The organism is Streptomyces sp. NPDC000983 (genome assembly GCF_040299205.1).
Classification (GTDB): domain Bacteria; phylum Actinomycetota; class Actinomycetes; order Streptomycetales; family Streptomycetaceae; genus Streptomyces.
The window spans coordinates 175162-188261 of the sequence record NZ_JBEPBM010000015.1; the positions used below are offsets into that span (position 1 = coordinate 175162).

Annotated in this window: 15 protein-coding genes; 5 read left to right on the plus strand and 10 right to left on the minus strand. The window is 73.7% G+C overall.

Annotated elements, in window-relative coordinates:
• Positions 1–114: 114 nt before the first annotated feature.
• A complete protein-coding gene (locus ABT296_RS19510) occupies positions 115–1059 on the minus strand; it encodes an expansin EXLX1 family cellulose-binding protein (protein ID WP_351928884.1) in 945 nt (314 codons plus the stop codon).
• Positions 1060–1259: 200 nt separating this feature from the next.
• Positions 1260–1886: a DUF6629 family protein gene (locus ABT296_RS19515; protein WP_351928886.1), complete on the minus strand. Its 627-nt coding sequence runs from the start codon at positions 1884–1886 to the stop codon at positions 1260–1262.
• A 121-nt stretch (positions 1887–2007) separates the two neighbouring features.
• Here ABT296_RS19515 and ABT296_RS19520 point away from each other — a divergent pair, with 121 nt between their 5' ends.
• Together ABT296_RS19520 and ABT296_RS19525 are read left to right on the plus strand one after the other, a co-directional pair.
• Positions 2008–2748, plus strand: a complete 741-nt coding sequence (locus ABT296_RS19520; protein WP_351928888.1) for a TetR family transcriptional regulator — start codon at positions 2008–2010, stop codon at positions 2746–2748.
• Between the two features lie 133 nt (positions 2749–2881).
• The gene (locus tag ABT296_RS19525; RefSeq protein WP_351928890.1) at positions 2882–3301 is read left to right on the plus strand and encodes a Zn-ribbon domain-containing OB-fold protein; all 420 of its coding nucleotides are present in this window, start codon (positions 2882–2884) and stop codon (positions 3299–3301) included.
• Between the two features lie 21 nt (positions 3302–3322).
• On the opposite strand, the gene ABT296_RS19530 is transcribed toward ABT296_RS19525, so the two are convergent.
• Positions 3323–3709, minus strand: a complete 387-nt coding sequence (locus ABT296_RS19530) for a PPOX class F420-dependent oxidoreductase (RefSeq protein ID WP_351928892.1) — start codon at positions 3707–3709, stop codon at positions 3323–3325.
• A 185-nt stretch (positions 3710–3894) separates the two neighbouring features.
• Here ABT296_RS19530 and ABT296_RS19535 point away from each other — a divergent pair, with 185 nt between their 5' ends.
• Together ABT296_RS19535 and ABT296_RS19540 are read left to right on the plus strand one after the other, a co-directional pair.
• Complete coding sequence (locus ABT296_RS19535) at positions 3895–4713, plus strand: SAM-dependent methyltransferase (protein ID WP_351928894.1); 819 nt, start codon at positions 3895–3897, stop codon at positions 4711–4713.
• A 103-nt stretch (positions 4714–4816) separates the two neighbouring features.
• Positions 4817–6187 (plus strand): S1 family peptidase, encoded by a 1371-nt coding sequence (locus ABT296_RS19540; RefSeq protein ID WP_351928896.1) that lies wholly within the window; start codon positions 4817–4819, stop codon positions 6185–6187.
• A 101-nt stretch (positions 6188–6288) separates the two neighbouring features.
• On the opposite strand, the gene ABT296_RS19545 is transcribed toward ABT296_RS19540, so the two are convergent.
• The 4 genes from ABT296_RS19545 to ABT296_RS19560 all read right to left on the minus strand — a co-directional run bounded on the left by ABT296_RS19545 (position 6289) and on the right by ABT296_RS19560 (position 8911).
• Positions 6289–6453 carry a hypothetical protein gene (locus ABT296_RS19545; RefSeq protein ID WP_351928917.1) on the minus strand — a complete coding sequence of 55 codons (165 nt, stop codon included), beginning with the start codon at positions 6451–6453 and terminating at the stop codon, positions 6289–6291.
• An 80-nt stretch (positions 6454–6533) separates the two neighbouring features.
• Positions 6534–6761: a LuxR C-terminal-related transcriptional regulator gene (locus tag ABT296_RS38740; protein WP_502977284.1), complete on the minus strand. Its 228-nt coding sequence runs from the start codon at positions 6759–6761 to the stop codon at positions 6534–6536.
• A gap of 510 nt (positions 6762–7271) precedes the next feature.
• Positions 7272–7967, minus strand: coding sequence for a L,D-transpeptidase family protein (locus tag ABT296_RS19555; protein ID WP_351928898.1), 696 nt, complete (start codon positions 7965–7967; stop codon positions 7272–7274).
• 152 nt (positions 7968–8119) lie between these two features.
• On the minus strand, positions 8120–8911 hold the full coding sequence (locus ABT296_RS19560; RefSeq protein ID WP_351928900.1) for an SDR family NAD(P)-dependent oxidoreductase: 792 nt from the start codon (positions 8909–8911) through the stop codon (positions 8120–8122).
• Between the two features lie 51 nt (positions 8912–8962).
• On the opposite strand from ABT296_RS19560, the gene ABT296_RS19565 reads away from it, so the two are divergent.
• Positions 8963–9511, plus strand: coding sequence for a hypothetical protein (locus ABT296_RS19565; protein ID WP_351928902.1), 549 nt, complete (start codon positions 8963–8965; stop codon positions 9509–9511).
• Here the strand turns inward: ABT296_RS19565 and ABT296_RS19570 are convergent.
• The 3 genes from ABT296_RS19570 to ABT296_RS19580 form a co-directional block, all read right to left on the minus strand.
• A complete protein-coding gene (locus tag ABT296_RS19570) occupies positions 9502–10416 on the minus strand; it encodes an SDR family oxidoreductase (RefSeq protein ID WP_351928904.1) in 915 nt (304 codons plus the stop codon). The genes ABT296_RS19565 and ABT296_RS19570 overlap by 10 nt on opposite strands.
• 70 nt (positions 10417–10486) lie before the next feature.
• Positions 10487–11503 carry a HEAT repeat domain-containing protein gene (locus ABT296_RS19575; protein ID WP_351928906.1) on the minus strand — a complete coding sequence of 339 codons (1017 nt, stop codon included), beginning with the start codon at positions 11501–11503 and terminating at the stop codon, positions 10487–10489.
• 7 nt (positions 11504–11510) lie between these two features.
• A complete protein-coding gene (locus ABT296_RS19580; protein ID WP_351928908.1) occupies positions 11511–12176 on the minus strand; it encodes a HEAT repeat domain-containing protein in 666 nt (221 codons plus the stop codon).
• Between the last annotated feature and the right edge of the window lie 924 nt (positions 12177–13100).

The following is a 13100-nucleotide window of genomic DNA, read 5'->3' on the forward strand; positions in this document are numbered from 1 at the left end:
TCACTCTACGCCCATAATCGTATCGATCGGTTGCGCTCAATACGATCACTCGGCGGGGCGGCGGGAGCCCGGGCGTTCACGCGGGTTCACGCGGTTCACGCGTTCAGGCCGCGTTCAGTGCCGGGCGAACTGGACCCCCGTCGACTGGAGGGTGTCCGGGCGGACGGGGAGGGCCGGAAGGGTGAGGCGCTCGCCGTGGATGTCGGTGATTCTGATGGCGCCGCCACAGCCCCGGCCGTCCTCGGCGAGGAAGTAGTTGTACTCGGCGCGGGGCAGCTGCCGCCAGCTCCCTCCGGTGGCGACCTCCAGCCGGGCGATCGGGTTGCGGTGGCCGACGGCCTGGATGCCGCACCAGTACGCGCTGGACCCGGTCTTGTACCGGATCGAGACGGTGGCGTCGGTGGCGGGACTGAGCAGGCTCCAGGTGATGTCGATCCGGCCCGCGTCGAGGGCGGCGAGCTTGGCGAACGCCTGTTTGCTGAGGTCGAGCTGGCCCGGCGCGCAGGGCGCGGGGCACTCGTTGGTGATGCGGACCGTGACGGAGGCGCCGCTCGCCGCGCGGACCAGCACGTACGCGCCGCACGCCCGGGAGGTCTCGTAGTCGGCGGTGTTCATCGCCGCGATCATCATGTCGTCGCTCGGGCCCAGCGTGCAGGCCCCGTCGCCGTCCCCGGCGTCGTAGTGGGTGGCGACGCCGTCGTACGTGGTCCCGGGCCGGATGCGGCCCGCCGGGACGGAGACGGGGGCGGCGGCCCGCGGGGTGCTCGTCGCGGTCGGCCGGGGCGTGGCGTCGGTCTTCTTGGCCTTCTTGGCGGGGGTGCGCGAGGGGCGGGCGCTCGGCGTCGGGCTCGGGGCGGGGGTCGTGGCCGTACGGGTGGGGGCGGCCCGGGTGGCGGTGACCGAGTCCGCGGCGGCGGACCCGGAGTCGGCCGTGCCGTCGGAGGGGGTCAGGACCAGGTAGAGCAGTACGCCCATGACGGTGGTCAGCGCCGCCGCGGCCACCACCGTGAGCCGTTGTCTGCGCCTGCGCTGCCGTGCGGCCTGTCTGGGTGTGTTCATGCCTGTCCGTTCCGGGGTTCGATTCGACGCTGCTCCTCCCGGTGGCCACAGAACAGGAAAAGGTTGCCGTCCGTCGCGGATTGCCGAAAACAGGTGCGAGAAATCGGCGGGCGGCCGCGGGCCGAGGCAGGCGTCCGCGGGTAAGAGGCGGGCACCCAAGGGCCGGAGCCGACGCCCGCCTGCCCGCCTGCCCGGGCCGCTCAGGCGGCCTTGGCCGGCACTCCGCGCACCCACCCCAGCAGCACCACCGAGCACACGGCGGCGAACGCGCACCAAGTGGAGACGAACTCCGTCCGCCACAGCAGGACGCAGACCAGCGCGCCCACCGTCACCAGCACCCAGAGGACCCTCAGTCCGCGGTCCCCGGAGAGCAGCAGCGAGCCGATGGTGGCGAACAGGTACCCGGCGACGATCAGCCCCGCCGCGGGCAGGTCCGGCACATACCCGACCGTGTGGCCGCGGATCTCGGCGCTCACCGGGCGGGTGGCGAGGGCGTACACGAGCGCGGCGGCGGTCAGGACGCCGACGGCGGCCGGGACCATGAGCGTGCGCCGGCCGGGCACGGCGAGCAGGACGCCCAGCGGGACCCACAGCGGCAGCAGGGGCAGGGCGATGACCGCCCACAGGACGGTGGCCGGGCCCGTTCCGCCGTCGCCCGCCCACACCGCGGCCTCGATCATCTGATGGGCGCCCAGCAGCAGGGGCAGCGCCGCGAGGGGCAGGACCCGCGGGGCGGTGCGGGCCCGGACCACGCAGGCCACGCCTGCCACGCCTACGGCGGCGATACCGGCACCCGCGACGAGATCGGCCTCGGCACTCCAGCACATCGCTCCACCCGGGGTCGCACGGCGCGATCTCCATCCTCTCCCGATCACACCGACAGCACTCAGTTCCCGCCGATAGTGCACTGAGTGCCATGTCCGGTGGTCGGGTGCTACGTTCCCGACCATGAGCTCCAGCAGTGCGGCGCCCCGCCGCGGCGAGAAGGCGGAGGCCGCCGGCGCGCGGCTGCCGATGCGGGAGGCGCTGGTCGCGGCGGCCTTCCAGCTGTTCGTGCAGCGGGGGTACGAGCAGACCACCGTGGACGACATCGTGACGCTGGCCGGGGTGGGGCGGCGGTCGTTCTTCCGGTACTTCCCGTCGAAGGAGGACGTGGTCTTCCCCGACCACGAGCGCTGCCTGGCCGACATGACGGCGTTCCTCGCCTCCGGCACGGCCGACGAGGAGCCGGTCCGGCGGGTGTGCGACGCGGCCCGGCTGGTTCTGCACATGTACGCGGAGAACCCGGACTTCTCCGTGCAGCGCTACCGGCTCACCAAGCAGGTGCCGGGCCTGCGCGCGTACGAGCTGTCGGTGGTGTGGCGCTACGAGCGGGCGCTCGCGGAGTACCTGCGGGCGCGCTTCGCGGGCCGGCGCGACGGGACGCTCCAGGCCGACGTGATCGCGGCCGCGGTGGTCGCCGCGCACAACAACGCCCTGCGCTCCTGGCTGCGTTCGGACGGCACCACCGATCCCGGCGCCACCGTGGACCACGCTCTCGCCTCGGTGCGCTCCGCCTTCGGCGCCGTCGACCCGGCGCCGGTGGTCCCGCGGCCCGAGGACGTGGTCGTCGTGGTGGCCCGCCGGGACGCCCCCTTGTGGCGAATCGTCCAGGAAGTCGAGACGGCTCTCGAACGCGGCCGATATTGAGGGTACGCAGTGCCTTTACCTGTGACACTCAGTGCCATACGCTGCTCGTGTGCACGGTGGCACGGCGACCGGCACACGTGTGCGCGGGCGTCCCGCGCGCGGGATTCCGGCCCAGTGCAGGGAGTTGACCAGCGTGTACCACCACTCAGGAAGCGTTGCCCGCCAGACCGCCGGCCCCGCCGTCGGCGTGCTCGACGTACCGGCCGCGGCCCGGGAGTCCGACGCCATGGTCTTCCAGCGCTGCACCTGGTGCGCCACGGCGATGTACCACCGGCTGCTGTGTCCGGTCTGCCAGGGCAGCGACCTGCGCACCGAGCGGAGCGAGGGCGTCGGCACGGTGCGGCACTCCACGGTGGTGCACCGCAACACCCCGGCCGCGCGCAATGTGTCGCTGATCGAGATGGCCGAGGGGTTCGTCGTGCGCGGCCGGGTGATGGGCCCGCCGATCGGCATCCACAGCGGGGACCGCGTCCGCCTCTCGCAGGCGAAGGACCCGGTGCGGGGCGAGCCCGTCTTCCAACTGGTCGACGAGCCCTACCGCGCCTGGACCTGACGGACCCCCGCCACGGCCGTCCTACGGTGTGAGCGTCACGCGGATGCCCACCGTGCCGGCCGAGCGGCGGCGGATGCGGCTGCCGAGCAGGGTGAGCCTGCCGACGATGCCGTACTTGCGGGCGATGAGCTTGCGGTAGCGGGCGACGGTGGCCGCGTCGGTGATCTCCGCGGTGGCCGGGACCGAGTCGCCGGTGGGCCTGCCGCGCAGGTCGCAGGGGCCGACCAGGACGTCGGCGCGGGCCCGGATGCGCTTGACCTTCCAGGAGTCGGCGACCGTCCACACCCCGAGCGCGTCACCGTCGCGCACCACCCACACCGGGGTCGGGACGGCCGTGCCGTTCTTGCGGTAGCTGGTGATCAGCAGGTACTGGCCGGATCCGAGCCGGTCCAGCGGCGTGTCGTCCATGGACGGCAGTCTAGGCGGGCCCGCGCCGGGTCCGCCCCCGCGCGGCCGCCCCGGGTTCCGCCGCTCCCGTCGGCCCCTCCCGCGCACCGTCACCACGGGTTTCGCCGCGCCCGCGGCAAACATCAACTCCAGCGTCTGGATTGCCGGTTGCCCCATGCCGAGCCAGCCATCGCAGGAGCCGTCCCGTGAGGGAGAACCCGCCGGCCGCGGACAGCAGTGCCGCGTCACTGCGCACCCGTATCAACACGCTCCGGCCGCACACGGCCCGGATCTGGAACTACTGGCTGGGCGGCGGTGACTACTACGAGGTGGACCGGGTGGCCGGGGACCGGATCCGCGAGCTGCATCCGGCGATCGGCGACTACGCCAGGGCCGACCGGGCCTTCCTGGGCCGCGCGGTGCGCCATCTGACCGACGAGGCCGGCATCCGCCAGTTCCTCGACATAGGGACCGGTCTGCCCACCGCGGACAACACCCACGAGGTCGCCCAGCGGCTCGCCCCGGACGCCCGGGTCGTCTACGTCGACAACGACCCGCTGGTGCTGGCCCACGCCAGGGCCCTGCTCACCAGTTCGCCCGAGGGGCGCACGGAACACCTCGACGAGGATCTGCGCAACCCCGAGGCGATCCTGGAACGGGCCGCGGCCACCTTGGACCTCACCCGCCCGGTGGGGCTGCTGCTCTCGGTGGTCATCTTCCTCGACGACGGCGACGGGCCGTACGACATCGTGCGGCGGCTGCTGGACGGGCTGGCGCCGGGCAGTCATCTGGTGCTGTCCCACACGGTGACCAGTCCGCAGATGCCGGACGTGGACGGGGCGGTCCGGTTCTGGAACGAGCACGGCACACCGCCGCTGACCCAGCGCTCGCCCGAGGCCGTCGCCCGCTTCTTCGACGGGCTGGAACTGCTGGAGCCCGGCGTGGTGTCGTGCTCGCGCTGGCGCCCGGAGGGCTCCGGGGCCGCGGAGGTGGCCCTGTACGGCGGAGTCGGCCGCAAGCCCTGAGCGGTGAACGCACCGGGCCCGCGCCACGTATCGAGTGGGGGCACCCGACTCCGGTGGTGCCCCGCGGTGTTGGAACCGCGCTGATCGGGCTCGGGAGCCAGGCATGAGGCACGTACGACGACGGACTCTCAGGCGAGCTGCACGGCTGGCCGCCGTCGGAGGACTGCTGCTGGGCTCGGCGATGGTGACGCGCGCCGTGGCGAGCGAGCCGAACGGCACCTCGGCCCCGCCCGAGGTGTCGGTGCGCTCGGCCGTGGACACCGGCTCCGGTCTGGCCGAGCGGCTGGGCACCTCGCGTACGGCGGGCAGCTGGGTGGGCGCCGACGGGCGGCCGGTCGTCGCGGTGACCGACCGGGACGCGGCCGCCGAGGTCCGCCGGGCGGGCGCCGAGCCGAAGCTGGTGTCGCACAGCATGAACGAGCTCAAGTCGGCGACTTCGGCGCTCGGTTCGGCGCCCAGGGTGCCCGGTACGGCCTGGGCGCTGGACTACCGGAACAACGAGGTGGTGGTCCGCGGCGACAGCACCGTGTCGGCCGGCGACTGGTCGAGTCTCACCGAAGTCGCGGGCGGCATCGGCGCGTTCGTCCGGATGGAACGCACCGAGGGCACCTTCACCACCCGGCTGAACGGCGCGCAGCCGATCCTGTCGACGGCCGGCCGCTGTTCGGCGGGGTTCAACGTCACCGACGGGCAGCGCGACTTCATCCTCACCGCCGGCCACTGCGGGCCCGACGGCTCGCTGTGGTTCGCCGACAACCAGGGCCGCGAGCAGGTGGGCCGGACCCTGGAACAGAACTTCCCCGGCGGCGACTTCTCCCTGATCCAGTACGCCGACGGCGACGCCGGTGAGGGCGCCGACGTGGTCGCCATCGGCGACGGACAGGGCGTGCGGATCACCGGGGCGGCCGATCCCGTGCTCGGGCAGCGGGTGTTCCGCAGCGGCAGCACCAGCGGGCTCAGCGACGGCACGGTGACGGCGCTGAACGCCACGGTGAACTATCCCGAGGGCACGGTGTCCGGGCTGATCGAGACGAACGTGTGCGCGGAGCCCGGGGACAGCGGCGGACCGATGTTCTCGGAGGGCGTCGCGCTGGGCATCACCTCCGGCGGCAGCGGCGACTGCGTCTCGGGCGGCACGACGTTCTTCCAGCCGGTGACGAGGGCACTGATCGAACTGGACGTCCGGCTGATCACGGCGGCACCGCAGGGCGGCGCCCAGGGCGGGGCGGCCTCGCCCGCGCCGTCGGCCACGCCGAGCGCGATCGCGCCGGGGGCGGCCTCACCGGGCTCCTCGGCACCCGTCGGCGGGGTGGAGGGAACACAACTGCTGTCCCGCCTGGCCGATCCGCGGAACGTGGGTCCCGGGCTGCTGATCGTCGCGGGGTCGCTGGTCGCCCTGGTGGCGACCCGCTTCATCCGCTCGGAACAGGACCGCAAGGCGTACCAGCGGCACTACTCGGCGACCTGGGGGTGACGGGGCCGGGTGCACCGGCCGGAAAAGTAGAAGGGGCACCCATCACACAGGGTGCCCACTGGGTCTTCGAGGCTCGGCGGTCCCGGGGAGCTCAGGCGGCGTTACACCGGCTGCGGGGCCGCTGCGGCCCACTCCATGACGAGTCGCTGGTACTCCTCGCGCTCCTCGACGCTCAGTGTCCCGCCCGCCCGGCGCCACAGGGCCCGGATCTCCTCGTTGACCTCGTCAGCCGATCGATCGGAAACGGGTTCAACACTGGTGGACATGGTGTGAAGCATACGTCCACGCAGGTGAAGACCAGGTGAGTAAGGACACCCAATACGGACATAGCAGACCGTGTTGCTGCTCACGTTCCGTTGCCGCCCGTACGACCGCGCCCGTCCCCGGGGCGCGCGGACCCGCTCGGCGGGCCGCCCAGCCCCGCGTCCCGGGCCCGGGCGACGGCCGCGGCCCGGTCGGAGACCTGGAGCTTGGTCAGGATCGCGGAGACGTGGTTACGGACGGTCTTCTCCACCAGCACCAGTCGCGCGGCGATCTGGTGGTTGCCCGGCCCCAGGGCGACCAGGTCCAGCACCTTCCCTTTCCCGCTCGGTCAGTTCGGGGAAGACGCCGGCGGTGCCGTACACGGCGTTGCCCGAGGCAACGGTGAGCACCGCCCGGACGATGTCGGCGCCGTCGGCGTCCTTGAGGAGATGGTCCCGGGCTCCGGCCCGCAACGCCCCGAACAGGGCCTCGTCGTCGAGGCGGCCGGAGCACGGGCACGGCACCGCCGAGTCGGCGAACGCGTTCGCGGTCGCGCCCGGTATCGACTCCACGACAAGGGCGTGCCCGTCACCGTCCGCGTCGAGTGGAACCTCGGCGGCTTCCTCGTCCCGCTGATCTGCGGCACCTGGAACGTGCAGGTGAAGTGGGAGCACCTACGCGCTGCTGGCGCAGCTGACCTACCGCACGTCGAGCGGCGCCCCGGCGTCGCTGGGCGGCTTCGTCAACGTCGGCACCGTCGACGTGCTGCTCCGACCGCCCTCACCGGGGGAGTCCGCGTCCCGTCCCGCCGTCACGGTGGGGCGGGACGCGGGCGTGTGTCTCAGGTGCCCGGCTTGCGGCCGTAGACGAAGACGTCGTCGCCGTTCTTCAACAGGGACCAGTACTTCTTGGCGTGGGTCTTGGTCATGTTGACGCAGCCGTGCGAACCGGGCGGGTTCCACATGCTGACGCCGACCTGGTGGAAGGCCTGGCCGCCGTCGAAGAACTGGGCGTAGGGCATCGGGACGTCGTAGATCGTCGAGACGTGGTCGATGTTGCGCCAGTAGATCTTCTTCAGGCCGGTGCGGGTCTCGTAGCCGTCGCGGCCGGTGCGCACGGCGACGGGGCCGTAGACGAGCTTGTCGCCGTCCTGGATCCAGCTCAGCTGGAGCGTGAGGTTCACACAGGCGATCCGGCCCTTGTTGACCGGGCACTTGCCGTCCTTGTTCGGCTTGTTCCCGACGGCCTTCTGCTTGTTCATGAGGTCCATGACGCCCCAGGTCACGGGTCCCGCGTAGCCGGCGTTCGGGCTGATCCCGTGCTTGGTCTGGAAGGCCTGGATGGCCTTGCAGTCGGAGGCGGACTGCCTGCCGTCGACGGTCAGGCCGAGGAACTTCTCGACCTTCTTCTGGTACGGCCCGGTCTGCGAGGTGCAGCTCGCGGCCTGTGCCGGCGCGGCGCCGAGCGCCACGACGAGCGGTGCCGTCAGCGCGGCGATCCCGAGGGTGACGGCCCCTCGTCTGCGTATGTCCCCCATGGTCGGCCCTTCCCTCAGGATTGTGGTCGCGATGTGCCGCGATCTCTGCCAGCTAGACAGGCGCCGGGCGGTGTTGGTTGTGGTCCGGGGCGGTCTGTGACCGAACGGTGAACTTCCGGACCTTCCGGTCCCCTCCTCGGCGTGCCGACGGGCTACCGCCGGGCCGCGTGGGCCAGGCGGAACCCGGTGTTGACGGAGGTGAGACCGCCGTCGACGACCAGGGTCGTGCCGGTGATCCAGGACGCGTCCCGGGAGGCGAGGAAGGCGACCGCGGCGGCGATGTCCTCCGGCTCGCCGACCCGGCCCAGCGGATACACCTCGCAGAACGCCTCCAGGTCGTCCTCCCGGCCCGCCCAGGCCGGGGTGCGGACGGTGCCCGGGGCGACCATGTTCACCCGGACCCCGCGGGGTGCCGCGTGGCCGGCGAGGGTGCGGGTCAGGGAGGCGAGGCCGGCCTTGGCGGCGCTGTAGGCGTGGTTGCCGAAGCTCTGCATGCCGTTGACCGAGCCGATGGAGACGATGGCGCCGCGTCCGGAGGCGGCCAGGTGGGGCAGGGCGGCGCGGGAGCAGCGGTAGGCGCCGGTGAGGGTGAGGTCGAGGTCGCGGGCCCAGACGTCGTCGGGTTCGTCCTCGAAGAGGGGCTCGTCGGGGGTGCAGCCGTAGGCGTTGTTGACCAGGACGTCGAGGGAGCCGAAGGCGGCCACGGCGTGGGCCACGGCCGACTCGACGGAGGTGCGGTCCCCCACGTCGCACACCTGTGCCTCGGCGCGCAGGCCGTCCTCCCGCAGCGCGGCCGCCGTCCGCTCCGCCGCCGCCCCGTCCACGTCCGTCACCAGAACCCGCGCGCCCTCCTGGGCGAACCGGCGGGAGGTGGCCGCGCCGATGCCGCGGGCCGCCCCGGTGACGAGAACTCCGTACCCGTCAAAGCGTGTTGTGTCCGTCATGGTCCCGCACGGTAGTGCCGGTGAGATCAACTCGGCAGCTACCGTGCAGCCATGGATGTGTTCCTCCAGCAACTTCCCGCCCTGCTGGGCGTGGTGATCGGCGCGCTCGGCTCGTATCTGGCCCTCGTGCGCAGCGACTCGGCCCGCTTCCGGCGGGAGGAGGCCGCCCGGTGGGAGGAGCGGCGCCTGGCGGTGTACTCCGACTACTCCCGGTCGGTGAAGCGGACCGTCATGGTCACGTACCGGATCGCCGCCGAACAGGGCTTCGGCACCCACCCGGACCCGCTCCCCCTGGACGAGGCCAAGCCGCTGCTGGCCGAGGCGAACGACGCACGGGACCCCTCGGGTGAGGCGCTGCTGATGCTGGGCAGCGTCGAGGTGGTGGACAGGGCCCGGGCGTGGGTGGTGACGGTGATGGAGATGGAGCGGTACGTGCGCACGGGCGGCGGGGACCCGGATGCCTGGCAGGCGCTGCTGGCCCGGCAGCGCGCCGGGCGCGAGGGCTACTACACGGCCGTCCGCGAGGACCTGGGCCTGCCGCCGGGCCACTCCGCGCGCTGGCGGCTGCCGGTGACCGAACCGGTGCCACCTCAGCGGTAGCCGGTGGTGTCGGCGGGCTTCCCTTCGTCCTGCACCTCGACCAGGTACCGCCAGGCGTCGGGGCGGCTGCCGTCGAGGTCGGTGAAGCCGTACACCTGGGCCAGCCCGCCGCTGGACAGGGAGGCGCCGTTGAACCGGGCCACGTCGGGGTCGGCTGCGAGGGCGGCGACCGCGCGGCCGACGTAGCGGGGGGTCTCGGAGATCGCGAAGTGCGGAACGCGTTCGAGGGCGTCGCGCCAGTTGTCCTCGCGCACTCCGAAGGTGTCGAGCATCATCTCCGAGCGCAGCCAGCCCGGGGTGAGCGCCAGGGCGGTCGCCCCGCGCGGGCCGAGTTCGTGGCCGAGGGAGAAGGCCATGCGCAGGACGGAGGACTTGGCGAGGTCGTAGAAGAAGGAGGCGCGGTAGTGGTCGCGGTTGTAGTCGGCGGTGCCGTCGGTCATCTCCACCACCAGGCCGCCGGGATGGCGCAGCATCAGGGGCAGGGCGTGGTGGCTGGTGACGGCGTGGGTCTCGACGGCGAGGCGGAGCAGCCGCAGCCCGTCGTCGAGGTCGTGCTCCCAGACGGGGGCGTCCCAGGCGAAGAGCTTCTCGCCGCCCCAGACGTCGTTGACGAGGACGTCGAGGCGGCCCTGCTCGTCGGCGATGCGGTCGACGACGGCGCGGACCTGGTCAGGCTCCAGGTGGTCGGCGGGGACGGCGATGCCGTGACCGCCGGCCGCGGTGACGAGGTCGGCGGTGTCCTCGATCGTCTCGGGCCGGTCGTACTCGGAGCGCCGCTCCCTGGTGGTGCGCCCGGTGACGTAGACGGTGGCGCCGGCGGCGCCGAGCTCCACGGCGATGCCGCGCCCGGCTCCCCGGGTCGCTCCGGCGACGAGTGCGACCCGGCCCTCAAGCGGCTGTGACATGTCCGGCCTTTCCCTGCGACGGCTTGGTGGTTCCACGGTCCCCGGTAAGCCGGACATCCTCTGTCACCTTTTACGGCGGGTCTCCCGGCCGTCGTCGGTCGGGGTTCTCGCGCAGGCCGCGGACGTAGGTCGCGGTGAGCGCGACGACCCGGTCCTCGTCGTGGGTCAGCCCGGCCAGGGCCTCGGAGGCCGACGGTCCCGGGATGTCGGCGAGTGCCTGCGTCAGGCGCCGGCGGGCGTCGGGGTCGAGGGAGTCCCGGGCGAGCAGGCGGGTCAGGGCGGTGACGATCCGTTCGGCGAGGGCGTCGTCGTCGGCGAGAACGCTCAGCGCGTCGGCGTCGTTCGTGCCCGCGACGACCATGTCGAGCAGGGGCCGGACGGCGTCGGGGACGCCCCGGCCGCCGAGGGTGAGGGCCGCGAGGCGGTGCACGGTGGGGTCGGGGTCGGCGAGGGCCCGCCGCAGCAGCCCTGTGGTGGCCTCGCCGGGGAGCGCGACGAGGGCGTGGACGGCACGGGCGCGGACCTCGGGGTCCGGGGAGTCCAGGCCCCGTGCGAGGGTGGGCAGGGCGGTGTCCCCGGTGCGGGCCAGCGCCCAGCGGAACGCTCCGGCGACGTTCGGGTCCGGCTCGCTCAGCGCCGCCTCGGCCAGGACCTCGGCGGGGAGTTCGGCACCGGAGGTGAGTGCGGCGCGCTGGCGGCCGGCCGCGCTCTCCGAGCCGACGGCCTGGAGCAGGGCCACGACGCGCAGGACGTCGTCCCAGGCGGCGGGTCCGGTGGCGTCGATGCGGCGGAGCCGGGTCAGCAGCTCCGTCTCGGCGGCGATCCTGGCGCGGGTGTCGCGGATCAGGTCGTCGACGAGGTGCGCGGGGGTGAAGCCCGGGTCGTCGAGGGCTCGGCCCACGTCCCGCAGCGACAGGCCGAGGGAGCGCAGGCTCTCGATGTGGAAGACCCGGCGGATGTCGTCGTCGGAGTACTCCCGGTAGCCGGAGCCGGTCCGGCCGGCGGGCCGGACCAGGCCGAGCGACTCGTAGTGCCGGAGCATGCGGGCGCTGACCCCGGACCGTCGTGCCACCTCACCGATCAGCACCGCCGCCTCAGCCCTCCTTCCGGCCGTCCGGGCCGAGTACGGCGACCCGCTTCGCCTCTTCGAGCGCGTACTCGAATCCCGCCTCCGGGTCGCGCCGCAGCCGCTCCGTGGCGTGCGCGTGGGCGCGGACCCGGTCGTCCGGGGACTTCAGCGCCGTGTGCAGGGCGGGCCTCGTCGTCTCGCCGAGCGCGATCAGGGCCCGGCTGAGGCTGAGCCGTGTCTCCCGCTCGCCGCGCCCGAGCTGCGTCGCCAACGCTACCGCCAGGGCGTGCCGCTCACCCTCGGGGACCAGGACGACCGCCGCCCGCCAGGCGCTGCGGGCGACCTCGTCGTCGGCGTCGGTCAGCAGTTCCCGGGTCAGCGCGGGCCACGCCCGCCGGTCGCCGATCTTGGAGAGGGTGTGCAGCGCCTGGCTGCGGGCCTGGGGCAGTGCCGAGACGAGCTGGTCCAGCAGCGGGGGCAGGGTGAGGTCGGCGGGCTGACGGGTGAGCGCCCAGGTCAGCGTCTCGCGGACGGAGAAGTCCGGCTCCACCGCGCACCGGGCCACGAGCGCGGCGACGAGCGCGGGCTGCGGGTTGGTACCGGCGGCCATCGCGGCCCGCAACCGAGCCGACGCACTGTCCGCGGCCAGTTCTTCGGCGGCGCGCGGCGGGTTCTGCATTTCCTGGGTCATGACTGACCACCTCCTCCCCCGCAGTGAAGGCCTTGCCACGGTGTCAAGGTCAAGCACCCCGGCCACGCGTCCGCGCCACAGGGCCATCGCCCCCGGCCCCACGCCCGCGCCACAGGGCCATCGCCCCCGATCCCGCACAGCGACCGGGACCGAGTCCCACCCGGCCCTACACGCCCCCCATTCCGAGCCACGGGCCCTTCCGGGGCGCGCCGGCACCGGAGTCCGGGCCGATGCGTGCACAGGCAGCACCCGGCCCGCAGGCCGCCGAGCCGGAGCCTGGACCGCCCAGCCGCCGGACGGCGCCCCGCCACGAGGCGATCGCCCCGGGCCCGCACGGCGGACGTGACCGTGTCCACCCGGGCCGACTCGGCCCTTTCAAGGGCGGCGGCGGGGCAGATCCGTGCGCGGCAGCACCCGGGCCGCAGGCCGCCGGACCGGGCCGCAGGCCGCCGGACCGGGCCGTGGGCCGCCGGACCGGGCCGTGGGCCGCCGGGTAATGGACCGGGCCGCCGAGCCAGCCCCGGGGAAACCGGCAGCCCCGCACTCCGGCCCACCGGCGAAGGCCGGACCTGAGCGGCAGCAGTGCGGGCGCACCGCGGACCGCGAGCCGTCAAGCCTGGCGGTGGACCGAGCCGGACCGTGGGCGGCAGGGCAGGGCGGCGGTCCGCCGAGCCAGCCCCGGGGCCCGGGAGTCCCGCGCTCCGGCCCGGCCAAGGCCGGAAACAGGAGGCGACGGCCGTACGGGCGCGCCCCGGGCGGTGAGCCGTAAGCCGTCGAGCCGGACCGAGGGCCGCCCAGCGCGAAAGGTGGGCCGGGCCGTGGGCCGGCCGTGAGCGGCCAACCCATGCCTTGGGCCGGGCAGCCGGCCCGTAGACCGAGCCGGGTCGGCTTGGCGAGCCCAGGCCCAGGCCTGGGCTCGCCAAG